At 63.4% G+C, this 24,093-nt stretch carries 16 protein-coding genes and 1 pseudogene; 13 read left to right on the top strand and 4 right to left on the bottom strand.

Features of this window, described 5'->3' with window-relative positions; genetic code table 11:
- Positions 1 to 64: 64 nt before the first annotated feature.
- Complete coding sequence (gene aceE / locus WBK23_RS08215; protein WP_424483492.1) at positions 65 to 2,710, top strand: pyruvate dehydrogenase (acetyl-transferring), homodimeric type; 2,646 nt, start codon at positions 65 to 67, stop codon at positions 2,708 to 2,710.
- An 11-nt stretch (positions 2,711 to 2,721) separates the two neighbouring features.
- Positions 2,722 to 4,386: a dihydrolipoyllysine-residue acetyltransferase gene (aceF, locus tag WBK23_RS08210; protein ID WP_424483491.1), complete on the top strand. Its 1,665-nt coding sequence runs from the start codon at positions 2,722 to 2,724 to the stop codon at positions 4,384 to 4,386.
- 102 nt (positions 4,387 to 4,488) lie between these two features.
- Here the strand turns inward: aceF and WBK23_RS08205 are convergent, their stop codons facing one another.
- On the bottom strand, positions 4,489 to 5,019 hold the full coding sequence (locus WBK23_RS08205; protein WP_424483490.1) for a hypothetical protein: 531 nt from the start codon (positions 5,017 to 5,019) through the stop codon (positions 4,489 to 4,491).
- Between the two features lie 78 nt (positions 5,020 to 5,097).
- Here WBK23_RS08205 and WBK23_RS08200 point away from each other — a divergent pair.
- The 4 genes and pseudogenes from WBK23_RS08200 to WBK23_RS08185 all read left to right on the top strand — a co-directional run.
- Positions 5,098 to 5,482, top strand: a pseudogene (locus tag WBK23_RS08200) (PAS domain-containing protein); the annotation flags it as partial.
- Positions 5,482 to 7,740, top strand: a complete 2,259-nt coding sequence (locus WBK23_RS08195) for a putative bifunctional diguanylate cyclase/phosphodiesterase (protein ID WP_424483646.1) — start codon at positions 5,482 to 5,484, stop codon at positions 7,738 to 7,740. The pseudogene WBK23_RS08200 and the gene WBK23_RS08195, both read left to right, overlap by 1 nt.
- A gap of 61 nt (positions 7,741 to 7,801) precedes the next feature.
- On the top strand, positions 7,802 to 8,449 hold the full coding sequence (gene msrA / locus WBK23_RS08190; RefSeq protein ID WP_424483489.1) for a peptide-methionine (S)-S-oxide reductase MsrA: 648 nt from the start codon (positions 7,802 to 7,804) through the stop codon (positions 8,447 to 8,449).
- 27 nt (positions 8,450 to 8,476) lie between these two features.
- Positions 8,477 to 8,668 (top strand): putative motility protein, encoded by a 192-nt coding sequence (locus tag WBK23_RS08185; protein ID WP_424483488.1) that lies wholly within the window; start codon positions 8,477 to 8,479, stop codon positions 8,666 to 8,668.
- On the opposite strand, the gene WBK23_RS08180 is transcribed toward WBK23_RS08185, so the two are convergent.
- Positions 8,665 to 10,320: a phytoene desaturase family protein gene (locus WBK23_RS08180; RefSeq protein ID WP_424483487.1), complete on the bottom strand. Its 1,656-nt coding sequence runs from the start codon at positions 10,318 to 10,320 to the stop codon at positions 8,665 to 8,667. The two genes, WBK23_RS08185 and WBK23_RS08180, sit on opposite strands and share 4 nt — an antisense overlap.
- 137 nt (positions 10,321 to 10,457) lie before the next feature.
- On the opposite strand from WBK23_RS08180, the gene WBK23_RS08175 reads away from it, so the two are divergent.
- Together WBK23_RS08175 and WBK23_RS08170 are read left to right on the top strand one after the other, a co-directional pair.
- Positions 10,458 to 10,994, top strand: a complete 537-nt coding sequence (locus tag WBK23_RS08175; protein ID WP_424483486.1) for a PadR family transcriptional regulator — start codon at positions 10,458 to 10,460, stop codon at positions 10,992 to 10,994.
- Positions 10,995 to 11,080: 86 nt separating this feature from the next.
- Positions 11,081 to 12,331 carry an HD-GYP domain-containing protein gene (locus tag WBK23_RS08170; protein ID WP_424483485.1) on the top strand — a complete coding sequence of 417 codons (1,251 nt, stop codon included), beginning with the start codon at positions 11,081 to 11,083 and terminating at the stop codon, positions 12,329 to 12,331.
- A 140-nt stretch (positions 12,332 to 12,471) separates the two neighbouring features.
- On the opposite strand, the gene WBK23_RS08165 is transcribed toward WBK23_RS08170, so the two are convergent.
- Positions 12,472 to 13,320 (bottom strand): 23S rRNA (adenine(2030)-N(6))-methyltransferase RlmJ, encoded by an 849-nt coding sequence (locus tag WBK23_RS08165; RefSeq protein ID WP_424483484.1) that lies wholly within the window; start codon positions 13,318 to 13,320, stop codon positions 12,472 to 12,474.
- Between the two features lie 97 nt (positions 13,321 to 13,417).
- On the opposite strand from WBK23_RS08165, the gene WBK23_RS08160 reads away from it, so the two are divergent.
- From WBK23_RS08160 to selO, 5 genes are all read left to right on the top strand, one after another.
- Complete coding sequence (locus tag WBK23_RS08160; RefSeq protein ID WP_424483483.1) at positions 13,418 to 14,461, top strand: NAD(P)H-dependent flavin oxidoreductase; 1,044 nt, start codon at positions 13,418 to 13,420, stop codon at positions 14,459 to 14,461.
- Positions 14,462 to 14,556: 95 nt separating this feature from the next.
- Positions 14,557 to 16,374 (top strand): acyl-CoA dehydrogenase, encoded by a 1,818-nt coding sequence (locus WBK23_RS08155; RefSeq protein WP_424483482.1) that lies wholly within the window; start codon positions 14,557 to 14,559, stop codon positions 16,372 to 16,374.
- A gap of 138 nt (positions 16,375 to 16,512) precedes the next feature.
- Positions 16,513 to 18,258: a potassium/proton antiporter gene (locus WBK23_RS08150; protein WP_424483481.1), complete on the top strand. Its 1,746-nt coding sequence runs from the start codon at positions 16,513 to 16,515 to the stop codon at positions 18,256 to 18,258.
- A 107-nt stretch (positions 18,259 to 18,365) separates the two neighbouring features.
- Positions 18,366 to 21,731: a mechanosensitive channel MscK gene (gene mscK / locus WBK23_RS08145; RefSeq protein ID WP_424483480.1), complete on the top strand. Its 3,366-nt coding sequence runs from the start codon at positions 18,366 to 18,368 to the stop codon at positions 21,729 to 21,731.
- A gap of 78 nt (positions 21,732 to 21,809) precedes the next feature.
- Positions 21,810 to 23,270 (top strand): protein adenylyltransferase SelO, encoded by a 1,461-nt coding sequence (selO, locus tag WBK23_RS08140; protein WP_424483479.1) that lies wholly within the window; start codon positions 21,810 to 21,812, stop codon positions 23,268 to 23,270.
- Between the two features lie 74 nt (positions 23,271 to 23,344).
- Here selO and WBK23_RS08135 read toward each other — a convergent pair whose 3' ends face one another.
- Positions 23,345 to 24,040 carry an aspartate/glutamate racemase family protein gene (locus tag WBK23_RS08135; protein ID WP_424483478.1) on the bottom strand — a complete coding sequence of 232 codons (696 nt, stop codon included), beginning with the start codon at positions 24,038 to 24,040 and terminating at the stop codon, positions 23,345 to 23,347.
- Positions 24,041 to 24,093: the final 53 nt, after the last annotated feature.

The following is a 24,093-nucleotide window of genomic DNA, read 5'->3' as shown; positions in this document are numbered from 1 at the left end:
CTCACGAAGTCGGGCCCGAAACCTGGCCTCCGATTCTGGAAGCCTTTCCGCCCTGGAGCAAGCCATGCAAGACCTCGATCCCGTCGAAACCCAGGAATGGCTGGACGCCCTTGAGTCCGTCCTCGATAACGAGGGTGAAGACCGCGCACATTACCTGATGACCCGTATGGGCGAGCTGGCCACCCGCAGTGGTTCACAGCTGCCGTACGCGATCACCACGCCGTACCGCAACACCATCCCGCTGACCCACGAAGCACGTATGCCCGGCGACCTGTTTATGGAACGCCGCATTCGCTCGCTGGTGCGCTGGAACGCGCTGGCCATGGTGATGCGCACCAACCTGAAAGACTCCGACCTGGGCGGTCACATCTCCAGCTTCGCCTCCAGCGCGACGCTGTATGACATCGGCTTCAACTACTTCTTCCAGGCCCCGACCAGCGAGCACGGCGGCGACCTGATCTTCTTCCAGGGCCATGCATCGCCCGGCGTTTACGCCCGCGCCTTTATGGAAGGCCGCATCACTGAAGACCAGATGAACAACTTCCGCCAGGAAGTCGATGGCAATGGCCTGTCGTCCTACCCACACCCTTGGCTGATGCCGGACTTCTGGCAGTTCCCGACCGTATCCATGGGCCTGGGCCCGATTCAGGCGATCTACCAAGCGCGCTTTATGAAGTACCTGGAAGCGCGCGGCTTTATCCCGGCCGGCAAGCAGAAGGTCTGGTGCTTTATGGGCGACGGCGAGTGCGACGAGCCGGAATCCCTCGGCGCGATCTCCCTGGCCGGCCGCGAGAAACTCGACAACCTGATCTTCGTCATCAACTGCAACCTGCAGCGCCTCGACGGCCCGGTACGTGGCAACGGCAAGATCATCCAGGAACTCGAAGGCGTGTTCCGTGGCGGTGGCTGGAACGTCAACAAGGTGGTCTGGGGCCGCTTCTGGGATCCGCTGCTGGCCAAGGACGTCGACGGCATCCTGCAACGCCGCATGGACGAAGTGATCGACGGCGAATACCAGAACTACAAGGCCAAGGACGGCGCGTTCGTCCGTGAGCACTTCTTCAACTCGCCGGAACTCAAGGCGATGGTCGCCGACCTGTCCGACGACGAGATCTGGAAGCTCAACCGTGGCGGCCACGACCCGTACAAGGTCTATGCGGCCTACCACCAGGCGGTCAACCACAAAGAGCAGCCGACCGTGATCCTGGCCAAGACCGTCAAGGGCTATGGCACCGGTGCGGGCGAGGCAAAGAACACCGCGCACAACACCAAGAAGGTCGATGTCGACAGCCTCAAGCAGTTCCGCGACCGCTTCGACATCCCGGTCAAAGACGACGAGCTGGAAAGCCTGCCGTTCCTCAAGCCGGAAGAAGGCAGCGCCGAAGCGCGTTACCTGAGCGAACGCCGCGCCGCGCTGGGCGGCTTCGTGCCACAGCGCCGGGCCAAGAGCATCAGCATCCCGACACCGCCGCTGGAAACCCTCAAGGCCATCCTCGACGGCTCCGGCGACCGCGAAATCTCCACCACCATGGCCTTCGTGCGCATCCTCGCGCAGCTGGTCAAGGACAAGGAAATCGGCCAACGCATCGTGCCGATCATCCCGGACGAAGCGCGCACCTTCGGTATGGAAGGCATGTTCCGCCAGCTCGGTATCTACTCCTCGGTCGGCCAGCTCTACGAGCCGGTGGATAAAGACCAGGTGATGTTCTACCGCGAAGACAAGAAGGGCCAGATTCTCGAGGAAGGCATCAACGAAGCCGGCGCCATGAGCTCCTTCATTGCTGCGGGCACCTCGTATTCCAGCCACAACCAGCCGATGCTGCCGTTCTACATTTTCTACTCGATGTTCGGCTTCCAGCGTATTGGTGACCTGGCCTGGGCCGCTGGCGACAGCCGCACCCGTGGTTTCCTGATCGGCGGTACCGCCGGGCGCACCACACTGAACGGCGAAGGCCTGCAACACGAAGACGGCCACAGCCACATGCTCGCCGCGACCATCCCCAACTGCCGCACCTATGATCCGACCTACGGCTATGAGCTGGCGGTGATCATCCAGGACGGCATGAAGAAGATGACCGAACTGCAGCAGGACGTTTTCTACTACATCACCGTGATGAACGAGTCCTACCAGCAGCCGGCCATGCCGCTCGGCATTGAGGAAGGCATCATCAAGGGCATGTACCTGCTCGAAGAAGACAAGAAGGAAGCCGCGCACCACGTACAACTGCTCGGCTCCGGCACCATCCTGCGTGAAGTGCGCGAGGCGGCGAAGATCCTGCGTGACGAGTTCAACGTCGCCGCCGACGTGTGGAGCGTTACCAGCTTCAACGAACTGCGTCGCGATGGCCTGGCCGTGGAACGCAGCAACCGTCTGCACCCGGGCCAGAAGCCCAAGCAGACCTATGTCGAAGAATGCCTGAACGGCCGTAAAGGCCCGGTGATCGCCTCCACCGACTATATGAAGCTGTTCGCCGAACAGATTCGTCAGTGGGTGCCGAGCAAGGAATTCAAGGTGCTGGGCACCGACGGCTTCGGCCGCAGCGACAGCCGCAAGAAGCTGCGCCACTTCTTCGAAGTGGACCGCAACTGGGTGGTCCTGGCAGCTCTGGAAGCACTCGCCGACCGTGGTGATATCGAACCTAAGGTGGTGGCCGAGGCCATCGTCAAGTTCGGCATCAACCCGGAAAAACTCAACCCACTGGACTGCTAAGGAGCGAAACGATGAGTGAATTGATTCGCGTACCCGACATCGGTGGTGGTGAGGGTGAAGTAATCGAACTGATGGTCAAGGTCGGTGATCGCATCGAGGCCGATCAGAGCGTGCTTACCCTGGAGTCGGACAAGGCCAGCATGGAGATTCCCGCGCCGAAAGCCGGCGTGGTGAAAAGCCTGAAAGTGAAGCTGGGCGACCGTCTGAAAGAAGGCGACGAACTGTTTGAGCTGGAAGTCGAAGGTGCTGCAGCCGCAGCACCAACAGCGCCTGCCGCCGCACCGGCTCCGGCCGCCGCGCCACAAGCTGCTGCAGCGCCAGCACCTGTTGCCGCGCCCGCCGCTGCAGCAAGCAGCAGCGTGCAGGATATCCATGTGCCGGATATCGGCTCTGACGGCAAGGCCAGGGTCATCGAAATCCTGGTCAAGGTCGGCGACACGGTCGAAGCCGACCAATCGCTGATCACCCTGGAGTCGGACAAGGCCAGCATGGAAATCCCCTCGCCGGCTGCCGGCGTGGTGGAAAGCATCGGCGTCAAACTGGAAAACGAAGTCGGCACCGGCGATTTCATCCTCAAGCTGAAAGTCGCAGGCGCAGCAGCCGCTCCGGCAGTTGCACCAGCCGCGGCCGCACCAGCTGCCGCCAGTGCTGTGCACAAGGTGCCAGAAGGCGCTCACCCGGCGGTTGCCGCCGAAGTCAGCGCCATTGCCTCGCTGGCAGCCGCCGCGGCCAAGGTTGCGGACGCCCCTGCGCGCCCAGCCAGCAAGGTGCATGCGGGCCCCGCCGTGCGCCAGCTCGCTCGCGAATTCGGTGTCGAGCTGTCCGTCGTACCGGGTACCGGACCGAAAGGCCGCGTGCTCAAAGAGGACGTGCAGGCTTACGTCAAAGTAATGATGCAGAAGGCCAAGGAAGCTCCAGCGGCCGGCGCAACCGGCGGTGCCGGCATTCCGCCGATCCCGGTGGTGGACTTCAGCAAGTTCGGTGAAATCGAAGAAGTGGCGATGACCCGCCTGATGCAGGTCGGCGCCGCCAACCTGCACCGCAGCTGGCTCAACGTGCCGCACGTGACCCAGTTCGACTCGGCCGATATCACCGAGTTGGAAGCCTTCCGCGTCGCGCAGAAAGCCGTGGCGGAAAAGGCTGGGGTCAAGCTCACCGTGCTGCCACTGCTACTGAAAGCCTGCGCCTTCCTGCTCAAGGAACTGCCGGACTTCAACAGCTCGCTGGCACCGAGCGGCAAGGCGATCATCCGCAAGAAATACGTACACATCGGCTTTGCCGTCGATACCCCGGACGGCCTGCTGGTGCCGGTGATCAAGAACGTCGATCAGAAAAGCCTGCTGCAACTGGCCGCCGAAGCCGCCGTACTGGCGGAGAAAGCGCGTACCAAGAAGCTCTCGGCTGATGATATGCAGGGTGCCTGCTTCACCATCTCCAGCCTCGGTCATATTGGCGGCACCGGCTTTACGCCGATCGTCAACGCGCCGGAAGTGGCGATTCTCGGTGTCAGCAAGGCAACCATTCAGCCGGTGTGGGATGGCAAAGCCTTCCAGCCCAAGCTGATGCTGCCGCTGTCGCTGTCCTACGACCATCGAGTGATCAACGGTGCCGCTGCGGCGCGCTTTACCAAGCGCCTCGCCGACGTGCTGGGCGATATCCGCAGCATGCTGCTGTAACACCCGCTTTATTTTTCGAGCACGCCACGCTCGTATCCTCGACCCCGCCCATTTGGCGGGGTTTTTTTTGCTCTACGACAACGGCAAAAATGAGGAAAGCGCTTAGCCCTTCTGCAGATTACGGATCAGAAAGCTCAGCGCCTTGGCCAGTTCGGCCGCGCCCTTATGATCGCGCACGATGGTCAGCAGCGGGCTGCCGTCGTTGGGGTTGTGCAGCACGCAGCTGATGCCACTCGCCGGGCAGTCATAACGCACGAACGGATCGGCACCGAACACGCCGATACGGCGGTTGCGCACGGCAATGTCAGTGCCCTGCTGGCCACGGGTCTCCTCGCGTAGCAGCAACTCGCCGGATTCACCCGGGCTAAGTTGATACAGCAGGTCCTGACGCTGCGCCTGACCGACCTGATAGGCGGCGCGCAAGGCGTAGGTTTCCAGCAGATCGTTGCAGTGGGCGAACAGCGCCTGGCGCTCGTTCTGGGTCAGGTAAAGACGCTTCAGCTCCAACAGGTAATCGCCTTGCTCGGCGCTGCTGAGCGCCGCTTCCGGCTCATTGGCCAAGGCCGGCGCGGCGGCCACACAACTACTCAGCAACACGGCGGTTATTAGTTTTCTTGTCAGTCGCAATTGCATGATGCACCCTTACCCGACGCCATAAGTTAAGTGGGCTGAGCCCTCGTCTCGGTCAGCATACTGGAAGCCAGCCACCGAATGAAAAGTCATCCCGATGCCGCAAGTCGTTTAGCGGCCGAGGTTGTGACGCAGTTGCCAGTGCCCTCGCGCTTGGGCCTTCTGCGTTTCGAGCGTTTGAATGAAGCCAGCTGGACCCTGCTGTACCTCGATTCGGGCTGCGAGCAGCAGCTCGGCCTGCCGGCCCAGGAGCTCTGCTCGCTGCTCGACTCGCCCTACGCCAGCCTGATGGAGCCGAGCGCGCGCTACCAGTTGCACGATGCCATCCAGCAGCAGATCAACCAACAGCGTCATTACTGCGTGCAATACCGCCTGCACACCCCGCACGGCAGCCTCAGCCTGATGGAGTTGGGCGAAGCCTACAGGCAGCATGGCCGGCACCTGTTGCGCGGCTACTTGCTGGTAATGAACGAACAACTCGACTCAAGCCAGCACACCCTCGCGCTGTACCAGCGCAGCCAGGCCGAACTGCAGCAGCAACAGCAGCGCTCGCAGGCCCAGCAAAGCCTGATCGTCAAACTGGCGCGCCACCACTACGGTGACAGCAACCCGCTGCGCGAAGCCGCCGAGCTGATCACCAAGAGTGCCTGCGAACTCTATGGCGTAGCCCGCGCCGGGCTCTGGAACCTCAGTGGCCACCTGCTGCAATCGGTGGCCCTGTACCAGGCTGACCAGGGCCGTCATGTCGCCCAGGCCAGCCTCGATGCCAGCCCTTACCCGCATTACCTCACGGCCCTGCACAGCGGCCGCGCGCTGGATGCCCACGACGCCCAGCACGACCTGCGCACTTGCGAGTTGAGCGCCAGCTACCTGCAGCCCATGGACATCACCGCCATGCTCGACGCCAGCGTGCGCATCGACGGCGAAGTGGTCGGTGTGCTGTGCCTGGAGCATATCGGCTCGCCACGCACCTGGCAGGCCGACGAAATCGCCTTTGCCGGCGAGCTGGCCGACCAGTACGCACAGGTGCTGACCAGCCAGCAGCGGCGCACCGCCACCTCGGCCCTGTACCTGTTCCAGCGCGCCGTCGAGCAGAGTTCAAGCGCCTTTATCCTGCTCGACCGCGATGGCCTGGTGGAGTACGTCAACCCGAGCTTCACCGCCATCACTCTGTACAGCGCCAGCGAAGTTCAGGGCCACCACCTGTCGGCCATTCCGGCCCTGGAAAACCTCAGTGACCTGCTGTTCGACGCGCGCACCAGCCTGGCCGAACACAACAGCTGGCAGGGCGAATTCAAGAGCCGGCGCAAGAATCTCGACCCTTACTGGGGCCAGTTATCGCTGTCCAAGGTACATGCCGATGACGGCAGCCTGACCCACTATATCGGCATCTACGAAGACGTTACCGCGAGCAAACAGGCGCAGCAGCATATCGAGCGCCTGGCCTTTCGCGACAACCTGACCGGGCTGGGCAACCGCTATGCGTTTATCCGCGCCCTGGAGGAACACTTTGCCGCGCACCCCGGCAAACCGATCAGCCTGCTGCTGGTGGACATCGACAACTTCAAGCGGATCAACGACAGCCTCGGCCACCAGACCGGCGACAAGCTGCTGGTCAGCCTGGCCCGTCGTTTGCGCAACACCCTGCACCCCAGCAGCGTGCTGGCGCGCTTTGCCAGCAACGAATTTGCCGTGCTGCTCGACGCCAACCAGGCCGACAGCCAACTGGTGGCGCAGAAGCTCCTGCACACCCTGGACAAGCCGCTGTTTGTCGACAACCAGCTGATCAATGTCACCGGTTCCATCGGCCTGGGCTGCGCCCCGGAACACGGCGATGACCCGCAGACCCTGATGAAACACACCGGCCTGGCGCTGCACAAAGCCAAGGCCAACGGCAAGAATCAGCTGCAGGTGTTTACCGAGGTGCTCAACGCCGAGGCGCATTACAAGCTGTTCGTCGAGAGCAACCTGCGCCGCGCGCTGATGCAGAACGAGCTGGAAGTGTTCTACCAACCCAAGCTGTGCCTGAAGAGCGGCCAACTGCTGGGCATGGAAGCGCTGCTGCGCTGGCACCACCCGGACAAGGGCATGATCAGCCCGGACAAATTTATCAGCGTGGCGGAAGAAACCGGCCTGATCATCCCGATCGGCAAATGGGTGGTGCGCCAGGCCTGCCGCATGAGCAAGCAGCTGATCGCGATCGGGCACAAGCCACTGCAGATGGCGATCAACCTGTCGCCCAAGCAGTTTTCCGACCCGGATCTGGTCGGCGAAATCGCCGCCATCCTGCATGAGGAACAGCTCGACCCGGCCCTGCTCGAGCTGGAGCTGACCGAAAGCCTGCTGCTGGAAGCCACCGACGACACCCGCCACCAGCTCAGCCGTTTGAAAAGCCTGGGCCTGACCCTGGCCATGGACGACTTCGGCACCGGCTATTCCTCGCTCAGCTACCTGAAGAAATTCCCCATCGACGTGATCAAGATCGATCGCAGCTTTATCAAGGACATCCCCGAGAACCAGGACGACATGGAAATCACCTCCGCGGTGATCGCCATGGCGCACAACCTGAAACTCAAGGTGGTGGCCGAAGGCATCGAAACCGCCGCGCAGCTGAGCTTCCTCCGCCGCCAGCAGTGCGATATTGGCCAGGGCTTCCTGTTCGACAAACCCATCGCCGGCCGTGACCTGCTGGAAAGCCTCAAGCGCTATCCAAACCGAGGCTAGCTGTAACAAGCTGGGTTTCTAACGGTCTATGACACACATGCTTCTGCTGAGGAAATGGCTCATGGTGCTGCGCTCGCAAATACTCGCCCACAAACTCGAACTGCCGACGGCCGAGCAGGCCCTGCCGGGCCGCGCCGACGCCATGGCGGTGCCGGCGGCACACTTCGTCAATGGCAATGCGCTGCAGGGGCCGTTCCCCACAAGTCTCGAACAGGCGGTATTTGCCCTCGGTTGCTTCTGGGGCGCCGAACGGCGCTTCTGGCAGCAACCGGGCGTATGGAGCACGGCAGTCGGCTATGCCGGCGGCCATACGCCGAATCCGACCTATGACGAAGCCTGCTCCGGCCTGACCGGCCACACCGAAGTGGTGCTGGTGGTTTTCGATCCAAAGGTCACCAGCTACGCCGCACTGCTGAAAACATTCTGGGAGGCGCATAACCCGACCCAGGGCATGCGCCAGGGCAACGATATCGGCAGCCAGTACCGCTCGGCGATCTACTGTTACGGCCCTGAGCAACTGGCCGCAGCACAGAGCAGCCAGGCGCAGTTCGAGGCCGAACTGGCCAAGGCCGGCTTTGGCCCTATCACCACCGAAGTCCGCGCCGCGCCGCCCTTTTACTATGCCGAGGCCTATCACCAGCAATACCTGGCAAAGAACCCCGGCGGCTATTGCGGCCTGGGCGGCACCGGGGTTTGCCTGCCGGGCTGACCCTTTGCAGATGAAGAGGAAGACGCCATGGAGCTGAACATCAGCCAGGTCTCCACCCAGGCGGCGGCACAAGCCTCCGCCCTGGCCTCACTCCTGTTGCTGCGCAAAACTCTGGAACTGCAGGCCAGCAGCGCCGCCAGCCTGGTTCAGCTCGCCGCGCCAGCCAGCCCCTCAGGCAATCCGCCCAATCTGGGCAACAGTATCGATGTAATGGCCTAGCCCTCAGCCCCCGCGGCCGCGGAGCGAGCCTCGTCCGCCAGCGCCGGCTTCCAGTTCTTCAACAGCCCCGCAATCTTGTAGCCGCGCCAGCCGAGCATGCGCGTGGCGGTCAGCACCCCTGCCATCAGCGCACCGCCCACCCCGGCAGTCACCGTATCGGCACCGGTCAGATACAGACCTTTGATCGGCGTCTGGCTGTGAATCCAGTGCTGCTCGAAACGCTCTACCGTGTGGTCGATGCCATAGATCTCGCCCTGCTCGTTCCACTGGTACCACTCGGTGGACAGCGGTGTGCCCAGCTCGCAGAAATCCAGTGCACCACGTAGTTGCGGCTGGTGTTGGTAGAGGGTTTCCAGCAGCTGCTCGGTGAGCTCGGCCTTGAACGCCTCGTACTCGGCACCGCGTTTGCCCCAGGTGCTGCCCTTCCACTGGGCGAACCACTGCGGCTGGGTCGGTGCGACGATTTCCACCGTGGCCTTGTTCGGATAGTGCGCATCCCAGGCCGGGTCCTTGGCCGAGGGGAAGCTGATATAGATCAGCGGCATCGCCGGGTTCTGCCCGGCCATAAAGCTGCTGACGTTATGGTCATGATCATGGCTTGGGTAAACCCAGTAGTTGGTCTTCGGCAATTTCAACTCGGCGGCGCTGCCCTTGAAGCCGGCGTACAGGCACAGAGTGGCGGCCGACAGTTTGACCTTGGGCAGTTGCTCCAACAGGCCATAGTCGCTGGCCACCTGTGGTTCGAGCAGACGGGTATAGGTCGGCACCAGGCCGGCGCAGCTGACGATCTGCGGTGCGCGAATCTCGAAGCCATCCTTCTGCATGCGTACGCCGACTGCGCGACCGTTCTCCACCAGAATCTTGTCGACCCCGGCATAGGTGAACACCTGGCCGCCGGTCGCTTCGATCTGCGGGATGATGGTCTCAGAAATCTTGATCGCGCCGCCCACCGGGTAGTTGCCGCCGGTGATGTAGTGCTTGGCGACCATGGCGTGCATAACGAAGGCGGCTTCGGCCGGTGGCAGGCCGTAGTCGCCCCACTGCGCGGTGAGTACGCCGATCAGCTGCTGATTGTCGGTCAGGCCTTCAAGCACTTCACGGGTGGTCTTGAAGAAGTAATCCGGCAGCCACAACCGGCGCAGCTTGCTGTAAAGCATGCCCAGCGAACGCGGCAGGGCTTGCCCGGCGAAGAAGCGCGGCACCTTGGCGCTGACTTCGCTGAGCAGATCGACATAACGGTCGAGCACCACCGCTTCATCGGGGAAGTGGCGCAGCATCTCCGCCTTGAACTCCTCGCGACCAGCCACGTAGTCGTAGGTCTGGTCGCCGATGACAATGCGGTCGTAGTGGGCATCCATCGGTGCCCATTGCAGCTTGCCGTCGCTGATCACATCGAAGATGCGGCGGATTGCCGACCAGGGTTTGTGCACCTCGCCGATGTAATGCACGCCCACGTCCCACTCATAGCCTTCGCGCTCGTAACTGTGGGTGTAGCCGCCGGCGGTGTAGTGTTGCTCCAGCACGCACACGCGCTTGCCGAGCTTGGCCAGCAGCGCGGCGGCGGTCAGGCCACCGATGCCGGAGCCGATGATGATGGCATCGTAATCGCCCTGAATCAGGCGCGAACGGAAGCGGGTACCGGTGCGTTTCATGGGTGGCTCCTGCGTTATTGTTGTTATGCAATTTTTTGCATACTAGACAGCACCTGCTGACCATGCAACTTTTTGCATAATCCGTATACTGCCGCACATCGCAAACCTCCCTTTCAATCAGCCCGCGAAGTCTGTCCATGTCGCTTAAACACGCCATTCTTATCCTGCTGGAAAGCGAACCCGGCAGCGGCTACGACCTGCTCAAGCGCTTCAAGGATGGCCTCGGCTATTTCTGGAACGCCAAGCACCAGCAGGTCTACCTGGAGCTGAAGAAGCTCAGCGAAGCCGGCTGGCTGGAGTTCGAGGCGCAAGCCCAGGAAACCCGCCCGGACAAGAAGAACTACCGCCTCACCCCGGCCGGCCACGCCGAGCTGCTGCGCTGGCTGGGCGAACCGGTGCAGCCGAACAAAATCAACGATGCGCTGCTGGTCAAACTCTACGCCGGCGCGCATACCTCGCTGGACAACCTGCGCGAGGAAATGCAGCGCCATGTAGCCGTGCACCGCAAGACCCTGGACAGCCTGCTCAGCATCGAGCGCGACTACCAGGCCCTGCCTGCCGAGCAGCGCAAGGCCCTGCGCCTGCCCTACCTGACCCTGCGCCGCGGCATTCTCGGCGAGCAATCCTGGCTGGCTTGGGCTGATGAGGTCGAGCAAGAACTGCGAAAAAACTAAGCCCCGCAGAACTCATTGCAGATTACTGCCAGGTCATGGGCAAACCGCTAGACTGCAAGCCAATAGCCACCAGTGCCGATACCCGCATGCCTGCGACCTCCGCCTACATATCCCCCGATCAGCTGTGTGTCGGCCTGTATATCCAGCTCGAACTGGCCTGGTGGGAACACAACTTTGCCTTCAGCAACTTCAAGATCAAGGATGAAGCGCAGATCAGCGCCTTGCGCGCCCTCGGTCTGGAACGCCTGCGCTACGACCCGGCACGCAGCGATTGCCCGCCGCTGAGCGCGCCGCAACCAGTGGCCCCGGTACAGCCGGTTGTCAGCCCGCCCAGCCCGGCCGAACAGGCCAGCCAGGCCCGTGCGGAAAAGCTCAAGGCGCTGCGCAAGCGCCTGGCCGAGGTCGACCGCAAGTTCGTCCAGGCCAGCCAGCAAGTCAAAACGCTTAACCAGACCCTGCGCAGCCGCCCGGAAGATGCCAGCAAGCAGGCCGGCGAGATTGTCGGCGCGATGGTCGAGGCCCTCCTCGGCGGCAGCGGCGTGGTGCTGCACAGCATCAACAGCAAGGCCGCCGAAGACAGTTACTTTCACTCGTTGAACGTCACGGTGCTGGCATTGCTGCTCGGCCGCCAACTCGGCCTGGACAGCGAGGACTGTCATGTCCTCGGCATGGGGGCACTGTTGCATGATGTCGGCAAGCTGGAAGTGCCGAGCAAGGTGCTGCTGAAAAGCGAGCCGCTGACCCGCCCGGAACAACAGCTGCTGCAACTGCACTGCGAGTTCGGCCTGCGCATGGGCCACAAGCTGATGCTCGACGACGAGGTGCTGCGCATCATCAACGAGCACCACGAGTACTGCGACGGCAGCGGCTATCCGCGCCAGCTGCGCGAGGCCGCCATTGGCCGGCTAAGCCGCCTGGTGTGCATCGCCAACCAGTTCGACAACCTGTGTAACCCGCTCAACCCGCGCGATGGCCTGAGCCCGCACGAGGCGCTGGCGCTGATGTTCAAGCAGCAGAGCACGCGCTTCGACGCGGTGGCGCTCAAAGCCTTTATCCGGGTGATGGGCATCTACCCGCCGGGCAGCCTGGTGCAACTGGACGACCAGCGCTACGGCCTGGTGCTCGGCATGAACCCGAGCCAGCCGCTGAAACCGACGCTGATTGTCTATGACGCCGCCGTACCGAAGAACGAGGCGCTGATCCTCGACCTGGAGCAGGAACCACGCCTGAGTATCGACAAGAGCCTGCGCCCGGCGCAGTTGCCGCGCGAGGTGCTGGAATACCTCAACCCACGCCAGCAACTCAGCTATTTTGTCGAGCCCAGCCAGAGCCGTTAGCAGTGCGCTGAAAAACTACCTGCGTTGGCAATACTGCGTTAAAAGCGGCCTCGGAATGCTCATTTACAGCCAGTAAACTCCGCTTCCTCGGCCGTTTTTGCCTTGTCTTGCCTGCCTCGCCTACATTTTTCAACGCACTGCTAGCTGCCGCTGCTTTCCTCGATCAGCCAGTCCATGCGCCAGCCGCCCTGAGTCTGCCCGAGCAGTTGGGCGAGCCAGGGCAGGATCTGCTTGAGCTCGTCTTCCAGGCCCCAGGGCGGATTGCTGATCACCAGGCCGGAGCCGTTCAGTCGCGCGGCCTCATCGGTGGAATGCACGTAAAGCTCCACCCGCAGCAGCTTGGGTGCCTTGCTCTTTTGCAGGTCACTGTAGAAGCGCCGCAGCTGGCGCAGGTCCTTGATCGGATACCAGATCGCTACCACCGCCTGGCGCATACGGCCGATGGCTTCGCTCAGGGACTGGGCGCAGCGCTCCATCTCATCAACCTGCTCGAACGGTGGGTCGATCAACAGCAGCGCGCGCTTCTCGCGAGTTGGCAGCAGGGCGCGCGGCACATGCCAGCCCTCCCCCAGGTGCACCGCGACGCGGCGGTCGCCGCGCATGTTTTCCTTGAGCAGGCGACCGTCTTCCGGGTGTTTCTCATTCAGGTGCAGGCAATCCTGCTCGCGGGTCAGCAAGCGCGCCAGCTCCGGCGAGCCGGGGTAATGGCGCAGCTCGCCATCCGGGTTCATCGCGCGAATCACTTCCAGATAATCCAGCAGCGGGTCCGGCACATCCGTGGCCTGCCACAGCCGCGCGATGCCTTCCAGCCACTCGCCAGTGCGGCTGGCCTGGTCGCCGCGCAGGTCATACAGACCGATGCCGGCATGGCTGTCGAGGTAGGCGAACGGAGCCTCCTTGCGCGACAGCAGGGCGATCAGACGACTCAAGACATAGTGTTTCAGCACATCGGCATGGTTGCCGGCATGGAAGGCGTGGCGGTAGTTCATCTAGGCAGACTCCTGTGGCCGCACAGTTTACCTGCTTGGATTAGAATTCCGCAGCCAGCTATCGCCCGGCCTACCCACTGACATGGAGATTGTCCCTATGCGTCTGCAACGCCTGCTGAATATCGACCTTCCGCTGATTCAAGCGCCGATGGCTGGAGTGCAACTGCATGGGTTGGCGGCGGCCGTGTCGAACGCCGGCGCGCTGGGCTCGCTGCCCTGCGCCATGCTCGACGTGGCCGGGCTGCGCAATGAACTAAAGGCGCTCACCGAAAAAACCAGCAAGCCCTACAACCTCAACGTCTTCTGCCACACCCCGCCAGCGCCCCAGCCGCAACAGGAAGCCGCCTGGCGCGAGGCCTTGAGCCCTTACTACGCCGAGTTCGGCATCGACCCGGCGACTATCGCCAACGGCCCCGGCCGCCTGCCGTTCAATGCCGAAATGGCCGACCTGCTCGATGAGTTTCGCCCAGCGGTGGTGAGTTTCCACTTCGGCCTGCCCTCGGCCGAGCTGCTGGCACGAGTCAAAGCCTGCGGAGCCAAGGTGCTCAGCTCGGCGACCACGGTGGCGGAAGCGCTGTGGCTGCAAGCCCAGGGCGTCGATGCGATCATCGCCCAGGGCCTGGAAGCCGGCGGCCATCGCGGCATGTTCCTCAGCGATGAGCTAAGCAGCCAGCTCGGCACCTTTGCCCTGCTGCCGCAGATCGTCCAAGCCGTGCGCCTGCCGGTGATCGCCGCCGGCGGCATTGCCGACGCCCAGGGTGTGCGTGCGGCCATGGCCCTCGGCGCGGCTGGGGTGCAGATCGGCACCGCGTACCTGTGCTGCGACGAGGCCAGCACCAGCGCCATCCACCGCGCCGCCCTGCGCAGCCCGGCCGCGCAGCACACGGCCCTGACCAACCTGTTCAGCGGCCGACCGGCGCGCGGCATCGTCAACCGGGTGATGCGCGAACTGGGCCCGCTCAGCGCCGCCGCCCCCAGCTTTCCGCTGGCCACTGCGGCCATCGCGCCACTGCGCAGCAAGGCCGAAGCCAATGGCAGCGGTGATTTCTCGCCACTCTGGTCCGGACAGAACGCCAGCGGCTGCAAAAGCATCGGTGCCGCAGCGCTTACCGCTGAACTGGCACGCGGCTTCGACGCGTAAGGCTGAACAGGCTCCTGTTATCACGCTTATTGATAGTGCTGGGTGCCTCGCCTGGAGCTGCTTAGACTCGACGCATTGCCACCGGAGGTATTTCCATGTCCGAGACCCTGCTCAGTTCCCGCAACCTGGCCTTCGAGCTCTACGAAGTGCTGGACGCCGAAGCCCTGACCCAGCGCGAGCGCTTCGCCGACCACAACCGCGAGACCTTCGATGCGGCGATCAGCACCGCACGCGGTATCGCCGAAGAATTCTTCGCCCCGCACAACCGCAAGAACGACGAAAACGAGCCGCAGTATGTCGACGGCGGCGCGGTGCTGATTCCGGAAGTCAAACCGGCGGTGGACGCCTTCCTCGAGGCCGGCTTCCTCAACGCCGCGCGGGATTTCGAAGCCGGCGGCATGCAGCTGCCGACCCTGCTGTCGCAGGCCTGCTTCTGCCACTTCCAGTCGGCCAACGCCGCGACCACCTCCTACCCATTCCTGACCATGGGCGCGGCCAACCTGATCGAGAGTTTTGGCAGCGAAGAGCAGAAACAGCGCTTTCTGCAGCCGATGATCGACGGCCGCTTCTTCGGCACCATGGGCCTCACCGAGCCGCATGCAGGCTCGTCGCTGTCGGACATTCGCACCAAGGCCGAGCCGCACGCCGATGGCAGCTACCGGCTCAAGGGCAACAAGATCTTTATCTCCGGCGGCGACCATCCGCTGTCGGAAAACATCGTGCACATGGTGCTGGCCAAGCTGCCGGATGCGCCTGCCGGGGTGAAAGGCATCAGCCTGTTTATCGTGCCGAAGTTCCTGGTCAACGATGACGGCAGCCTGGGCAAGCGCAACGACGTGATCCTCGCCGGCCTGTTCCACAAGATGGGCTGGCGCGGCACCACCTCCACCGCACTGAATTTTGGTGATAACGCGGGGGGCGATAACGACGGCTGCGTCGGCTACCTGGTGGGCAAGCCGCATCACGGCCTCAACTATATGTTCCAGATGATGAACGAGGCCCGCATCGGCGTCGGCATGGGCGCGGTGATGCTCGGCTATGCCGGCTACCTGTACTCGCTGGACTACGCGCGCAACCGTCCGCAGGGTCGCCTGCCGGATGGCAAGGACCCGGCCTCCCAGCAGGTAGCGATCATCGAGCACGCCGACGTGCGGCGCATGCTGCTGACCCAGAAGGCCTATGTCGAAGGCTCGTTCGACCTCGGCCTGTATGCCGCACGGCTGTTCGACGACACCCAGACCCTGGCCACCGAGGAAGAGCGCAAGACCGCCCTGGAACTGCTCGACCTGCTCACGCCGATCGTCAAATCCTGGCCTTCGGAGTTCTGCCTGAAGGCCAACGAACTGGCGATCCAGATTCTCGGTGGCCATGGCTACACCCGCGAATACCCGGTGGAGCAGTACTACCGCGACAACCGCCTCAACCCGATCCACGAGGGCACCCACGGCATCCAGTCGCTCGACCTGCTCGGGCGCAAGGTGTCGATGAACGGCGGCGCGGCGCTCAAGCAACTGGTCAAGCTGATCCAGGGCACCTGCCAGCGCGCCGAGCCCCATGCCTCGCTCAACGAGCTACGCCAGCCGCTGGAGCAACTGCTCGCGCGCCTGTCGACCGTGACCCTGGCCCTGCTCGGCGACCTGATGAGCGGCAAGGTCAACCAGGGCCTGGCCAACTCGGCGCTGTACCTCAAGGTATTCGGTCATATGGTCATCGGCTGGCGCTGGCTGGAACAGGCGATCCGCGCTGAAGAAGGCCTGGCCAAGGGTGAAGCAATCGATGTCGACTTCTATCAGGGCAAGCTGCAGGCGGCGCGCTACTTCCTGACCTGGGAAGTGCCGAGCTGCCACCACGACCTGGCCATCCTCGAAGCCCGCGATGGAACCTGCCTGAATATGCAGGACGCCTGGTTCTAAAACTCAACTGGCTTGAGACCTGACGCCCCGCTGAACGCGGGGCGTTTTTTTTGAGCGGCGGGTGCAGCCAGCGGTTAGAATCTCTGGCACGCGCCATGCATAGTGGCGCACTCAACCAACCCGCACGGAGTACGCGCCTTGGATGCCAGCACCATCAATAATCTGTTCTTGATCGGTGCATTGCTGGTGGCCATGAGCATTCTTGTCAGCGCATTCGGTTCGCGCTTCGGCATCCCGATTCTGGTGATCTTCCTGGTGGTCGGCATGCTCGCCGGCACCGATGGCCCTGGCGGCATTTTCTTCAACGATTACTCCACGGCGTATCTGGTCGGCAACCTGGCGTTGGCGATCATTTTGCTGGATGGCGGCATGCGCACGCGTGTCTCCAGCTTTCGCGTGGCGCTGTGGCCGTCCTTATCATTGGCCACCGTCGGCGTACTGATCACCGCCGGACTGACCGGCGTAGCCGCCGCCTGGCTGTTCAACCTGAGCCTGCTGGAAGGCCTGCTGATCGGTGCCATCGTCGGCTCCACTGATGCCGCGGCGGTATTCAGCCTGCTCGGCGGGCGCGGCCTCAACGAGCGGGTCAGCGCCACCCTGGAAATCGAATCCGGCAGCAACGACCCGATGGCGGTGTTTCTCACCGTCACCCTGATCGAGATGCTCGCCAGCGGCGAATCCGGCTTCAACTGGACCTTCGTCGTCCACCTGATCCAGCAATTCGGCATCGGCGGCCTGCTCGGCCTCGGTGGCGGCTGGCTGCTGCTGCAGGTGATCAACCGCATCAGCCTGGCCAACGGCCTGTATCCGCTGCTAGTGGTCAGCGGCGGGATCATGATCTTCGCCGTCACCAACGCCGTCGGCGGCAGCGGCATCCTCGCCATCTACCTGTGCGGCCTGCTGCTGGGTAACCGGCCGATCCGCTCGCGTCACGGCATCCTGCATATCCTTGATGGCCTCACCTGGCTGGCGCAGATCGGCATGTTCCTAGTACTCGGCCTGCTGGTTACGCCACGCGAGCTGCTGCCGATCATCCTGCCGGCGCTGGGCCTGGCGCTGTGGATGATCCTGTTCGCCCGGCCGCTGTCGGTGTTTCTCGGCCTGCTGCCGTTTCGCGCCTTCCACGACCGCGAGAAAGCCTTTATCGCCTGGGTTGGCCTGCGCGGCGCGGTACCGATCATTCTCGCGGTGTTCCCGCTGATGGCCGGACTGCCGAATGCCCAGCTGTTCTTCAACGTGGCCTTCTTTATTGTGCTGGTGTCACTGGTACTACAAGGCACCAGCCTGCCGTGGGCGGCCAAGCTGCTGAAAGTCACCGTACCGCCGGACCCTGCGCCAATCTCCCGCGCCGGCCTGGAAACCCACCCCACCAGCGAGTGGGAGCTGTTTATCTACCGCCTCGGCGCGGAAAAATGGTGCATCGGCGCGCCGCTGCGCGACCTGCGCATGCCCGAAGGCACGCGCATCGCCGCGCTGTTCCGCGGCCGCGAACTGCTACACACCTCGGGCAGTACCACCCTGGAAGCCGGCGACGTGCTGTGCGTGGTTGGCCATGAACATGACCTGCCAACCCTGGGCAAACTGTTTATCGAAGCGCCGACCCGCGGCCTCGACCTGCGCTTCTTCGGTGACTTTATCCTCGAAGGCGATGCCCAGCTCAACGCCGTGGCCGCCCTCTATGGCCTGCAGTTGCAAGGTGCCGAAGGGCAGCTGCACCTGGGCCGCTTTATTGCGCACCAGATCGGTGGCCAGCCGGTGATCGGCGACCAGGTTGAATGGCAGGGCCTGACCTGGACCGTGGCCGCGATGGAAGGCAACAAAATCCGTAAAGTCGGGGTCAAGTTCCCCGAGGGCAGCCGTCCGGGCCCGGGATTATTCCTGTAAGAACCTTACTGGAAAATGCTGTTCAAAGAGCTTGCTGAGACACCTGCACAGGCGTCCCGGCAAGCGCCTGTTAAACTCAGCCTCTTTCGAGCCTTACGATCGCCACTATGCCTTCTCTACGCACCTACTTTGCCGCCGCACTGCTCGGGCTGTGCCTGAGCGCCCCTTTGCTGCACGCCGCCGAACCGCCGAAGAGCGCGGACGTGCAGCGCAGCCTGGACCAACTGGCCGACCGTAAGCTGCCAGAAGCCGAGCAGTTGCTGGTCAAGCAGACCCTGGAAAAGACCCTGGAGCTGCTGGCCGATCAAGCAGACAGCGAACAGCGCCTGCTCGACCTGGAGAAGCAGCTGCAGCAGGCCCCACGGCTGACCAACGAAGCCAAGCGCGAATTCGAGCGACTGAAAGCCAGCAAGCCGACCCTGGCCAGTCAGCGCTACGCCAAGAGCCAGCTGCCACAGCTCGAGCAGCTGTTGGCCGAGCGCAACAACCAACTCGGCGAATGGCAGCGCCAGCTGATCGAGGCCAACAGCCAGATCATCAACGCGCAAACCCGCCCGGAACGCGCCCAGGCCGCGATCAGCAACAGCCAGACCCGCACCCAGGCCATCAACAACATCCTCAAGACCGGCAAGGACAGCAGTAAGCCGCTGAGCAACGAGCGCCGCGACCAGCTGAATGCCGAACTCGCGCAACTGCATGCGCAAACCCAGCTGCACCGCCAGGAGCTGGCCGGCAACAGCCTGCTGCAGGACCTCGCCGACAGCCGGCGGATGCTTCTGGAAGAGCGCATCCGCCGCCTCGAACAGGAACTGCTCGACCTACAGACCCTGATCAACGACAAGCGCCGGGCTTTCTCCCAGCAGACGGTGGCCGAACAGTCCCGCGAGGCCGAGAAGGCCGGCCCGGGCACCTTGCTGGCACGCGAGAGCGCCCTCAACCTGAAGCTGTCCGATTACCTGCTGCGCGCCACCGAGCGGCTCAACCAGCTGACCCAACAGAACCTGCAGACCAAGCAGCAGCTCGACAGCCTCAACCAGAGCGACCAGGCCCTGGAAGAGCAGATCAGTGTGCTGCAAGGCAGCCTGCTGCTGTCGCGCATTCTCTATCAACAGAAACAGGCACTGCCGACCCTGAGCATCGACCGCGGCCTGGCCGACCAGATTGCCGACCTGCGCCTGTACCAGTTCGAGCTCAACCAGCAGCGCGAGAGCATCAGCAGCCCCACGGCCTACGTTGACCAGTTGCTCGGCGAACAGGGCAGCGAGGTCAGCGTCAGCGAGCCGAGCCTGCGCGCCGACCTGCTGGCGATCATCAGCACCCGCAGCGAGCTGATTGACCGCCTCAACCGTGAGTTAAACGCCCTGCTCAATGAGTCGATCACCCTGCAACTGAGTCAGAAACAACTGCAAAGCACCTCGGCGGCGCTGCGCAAGACCCTCGACGAGCAGATGTTCTGGATTCCCAGCAACAAGCCACTGGACCTGGAATGGTTTATGTCGGTACCGCGCCTGCTCGAACGCCAGATCGCAGTGCTGCCGTGGGGCTCCAGCCTGCACCAACTGTGGGCCGGGCTGACCAAGCAGCCGCTGCTGTTTCTGCCCCTGCTGCTGCTGATTGGCGGGCTGCTGTGGCGCCGCGGCTACCTGTACCGCAAGCTCGGCGAGCTGCACCAGGACATCGGCCACTACAAGCGTGACAGCCAGCTGCACACGCCCATGGCGATCCTGCTCAACCTGCTGCTGGCCCTGCCCGGCACGCTGTTCCTGGCGCTCTGCGGCTATGCCCTGCAGATGGATGCGCGCGGCCAGAACGTCAACATGGGTGCGGCGCTGTACCAGATGGCCCATGCCTGGCTGATTTTCTACACCCTGTACCGGATTCTTTCCGACGGCGGCGTGGCCGAGCTGCACTTCCGCTGGAATCGTCCACAAGTGGCCTTCCTGCACCGGCAGATCCGTCGCCTCGGCCTAGTGGTGATGGCATTGGTGGCGGTGGTAACCGTGGCCAAGCATCAACCGGCCAGCCTGGGCGACGACGTGATCGGCCTGGGCGTGGTGCTCAGTTGCTACGCGCTGATGGCCGGGCTGCTGTACAAGCTGCTGCTCAGCGGCCAGGTGCGTGAACATGCCTCGCCGCTGCGCATGCTGATCGGCCTGGCGCTCAGCCTGTTGCCGCTGGCGCTGATCGTGGCCATGGCCCTCGGCTACTACTACACCGCGCTGATGCTGACGGATCGGCTGATCAACACCCTCTACCTGCTGATGCTCTGGCTGGTCATCGAGGCCTCCTTTATTCGCGGCCTGTCGGTCGCCGCGCGGCGCCTGGCCTACCAGCGCGCCCTGAGCAAACGCCAGGCGCAAAGCAAGGAAGGCGGCGAAGGCGGCGAAGCGGTGATCGAAGAGCCGACCCTAGACATCGAGCAGGTCAACCAGCAGTCGCTGCGCCTGATCCGCCTGGCCCTGCTCGGCACCTTCCTCCTCGGCCTGTATTGGGTATGGGCGGACCTGATCTCGGTATTCGCCTACCTCGACAACATCACCCTGTATGAATACAGCAGCGGCAGCGGCGAGGCGCTCACCATGACGCCGATCAGCCTCAGCGACGTGCTGGGCGCGCTGATCATCGTCGGCATCACCGTGGCCCTCGGGCGCAACCTGCCGGGGCTGCTCGAAGTGCTGGTGCTGTCACGGCTGAAGCTGGCGCAAGGCAGCGCCTACGCCACCACCACCCTGCTCTCCTACGCGATTGTCGGCATCGGCTTCGTCATCACCCTGTCGACCCTCGGGGTCAGCTGGGACAAGCTGCAATGGCTGGTCGCGGCGCTGTCGGTGGGCCTCGGCTTCGGCCTGCAGGAGATCTTTGCCAACTTTATCTCCGGCCTGATCATCCTGTTCGAGCGCCCGGTGCGCATCGGCGACGTGGTGACCATCGGCAACCTGTCCGGCACCGTGAGCAAGATCCGCATCCGCGCCACCACCATCACCGATTTCGACCGCAAAGAAATCATCGTGCCGAACAAGACCTTCGTCACTGATCAACTGATCAACTGGTCGCTCAACGACACCGTTACCCGGGTGATCGTGAAGATCGGCGTGGCCTATGAAACCGACCTGCCACTGGCGCGCAAGCTGATGATGCAGGCCTGCTTGGAGAACCCGCGGGTGCTGCGCGACCCGGAGCCGCTGCTGTTCTTCCTGACCATCAGCGCCAGTACCTTCGACTACGAACTGCGCTTCCATGTGCGTGAACTGGGCGACCGCAACGCCGCCACCGATGAAATCCTCACGCGGATCGCCCTGAGCTTCCGCGAGAACAACGTGGAAATGGCCTTCAACCAGGTCGAGGTGATGATCAAGAACCTGCACGGTCAGGAGCTCAACCTGACCAGCGGGCAAATGGTCGCCGGCACCGCAGCAGCCAATGCCCAGCCTGCACCGCTCGCGCCACCAGCACCGGCGGTCGATCCACAGTAAGCCATCGCTGCGGCCCGCCTCGGCGGGTCGCACCCCAACAACGCTGCCGGGGCGCATTCGCCCGGCGGGAGCCTGGTAGTGAAATCGCTTTCCGAATTGACCTTCGACAACCGCTTCGCCCGCCTCGGCGACGGCTTTTCCAGCGAGGTGCTGCCCGAGCCGATTGCCGAGCCACGTCTGGTGGTGGCCAGCCTGGCCGCCATGGCGCTGCTCGATCTCGACCCGGCCGAGGCCGACAGCGAGGTGTTCGCGCAGATCTTCGCCGGACACAAGCTGTGGAGCGAGGCCGAGCCACGCGCCATGGTCTACTCCGGGCATCAATTCGGCGGCTACAACCCGCGCCTGGGCGATGGCCGTGGCCTGCTGCTGGGGGAAGTAATCAACGACGCGGGCCAGTACTGGGACCTGCACCTGAAAGGGGCCGGACAAACGCCCTACTCACGCATGGGCGACGGCCGCGCGGTATTGCGCTCATCAATCCGCGAATTTCTCGCCAGCGAACACCTGCATGCCCTCGGCATTCCCAGCTCACGCGCGCTGTGCGTAACCGGCTCCAGCACCCCGGTGTGGCGCGAGAAGCAGGAAAGCGCGGCGATGGTGCTGCGCCTGGCCCCCAGCCATGTGCGCTTCGGCCACTTCGAGTACTTCTATTACACCCGCCAGCATGAACAGCTCAAACAGCTGGCCGAGCATGTGCTGAGCTGCCACTACGCCGACTGCCGGCAACAGGAGCAGCCGCACCTGGCGATGTTCCGCGAAATTATCGAGCGCAACGCCACGATGATCGCCTACTGGCAGGCCTACGGTTTCTGCCATGGGGTGATGAACACCGACAACATGTCGATCCTCGGCATCACCTTCGATTACGGCCCTTATGCCTTCCTCGATGATTTCGACGCCAACTTTATCTGCAACCACTCCGACGACACCGGCCGCTACAGCTTCAGTAATCAGGTGCCGATCGCCCAGTGGAACCTCGCTGCCCTCGCCCAGGCGCTGACGCCGCTGGTGGACGTGGAGGCCCTGCGCGAAACCCTCAGCCTGTTCCTGCCGCTGTACCAGGCGCACTACCTCGATCTGATGCGCAAGCGCCTGGGCCTGCTCAGCGCGGATGAGGGCGACGAGGTGCTGGCGCAGCGCCTGCTGCAACTGATGCAGGGCAGCGCGGTGGACTACAACAACTTCTTCCGCGAACTCGGTGACAGCCCGGCAACGCAAGCCGTGGCGCGCCTGCGTGACGACTTTACCGACCTGGCCGGCTTCGACGCCTGGGCCGCCGACTACCTGGCCCGCAGCGCCCAGGACGGCGATGATCAGGTACAGCGCCGCCTGCGCATGCATGGGGTCAACCCCAAATACATCCTGCGCAACTACCTGGCGCAGCAGGCCATCGAGGCCGCAGAACAGGGCGACTACGCGCCGGTGCGCGAGTTGCATCAGGTGCTCAGCCAGCCCTTCGCCGAACAGCCGGGGTTCGAGCGCTACGCCCAGCGCCCGCCCGAGTGGGGTAAGCACCTGGAAATCAGCTGCTCATCCTGAGCAGAACCGTAGGGTGGATGACGCCTTTTTCATCCACCAACCTGCGTCGGCGGATGGATAAAGCGCCATCCACCCTACGAACCCAACATCCATTCCAGCCCCATAGCCACATGCAGCTCGGTGCTGTCGAGTAACGGCAGCGGTGCCTCCAGGCCTTCAAGCAGCAGGCCGATTTCGGTGCAACCGAGAATCGCCGCCTCGGCCCCTTGCTCGCGCAGCTGCTGCAAACACTCCAGATAGAACGCGCGGGCGCTGTCGAGAAAGCGCCCCTGGCACAGCTCGGCAAAGATCACCCGGTCGATTTCCGTCATCTGCGCGGGCGCGGGTACCAGCACCTCGATGCCGAAGCGCTCGGCCAGGCGCTGACGATAAAAATCCTCCTGCATGGTAAAGCGCGTCCCCAACAATGCCGCCCGGGTCACGCCCTGACGCTGTAGCGCCTGACCGACCGCATCACCGATATGCAGCAAGGGAATCTCCACCGCCGCCTCGATGGCCGGTGCCACCTTATGCATGGTGTTGGTCGCCAGCAGCAAGGCCGTCGCGCCGGCCCGCTGCAAACCCTGCGCGGCGCTCGCCAACTGCTTGCCCGCGGCCTGCCAGTCACCGCGCTGCTGGCAGGCCGCGATCTCGGCGAAGTCCACCGAATGCAGCAACAAAGGGGCCGAGTGCAGGCCGCCCAGGCGCTCGCGCACGCCCTGATTGAGCAAGCGGTAATAGCTGGCCGTGGACTCCCAGCTCATGCCACCCAGAATGCCTAGCTGACGCATATCACCTCCTGTTCGATAACAGCCTGAGCCTAATCCGCCACCGACCCGTCGCA

It is taken from the genome of Pseudomonas sp., assembly GCF_049653025.1.
Classification (GTDB): Bacteria; Pseudomonadota; Gammaproteobacteria; order Pseudomonadales; family Pseudomonadaceae; genus Aquipseudomonas.
Note: the sequence above shows the minus strand (reverse complement) of the source record. Positions and strands in the feature narration are given on the sequence as shown.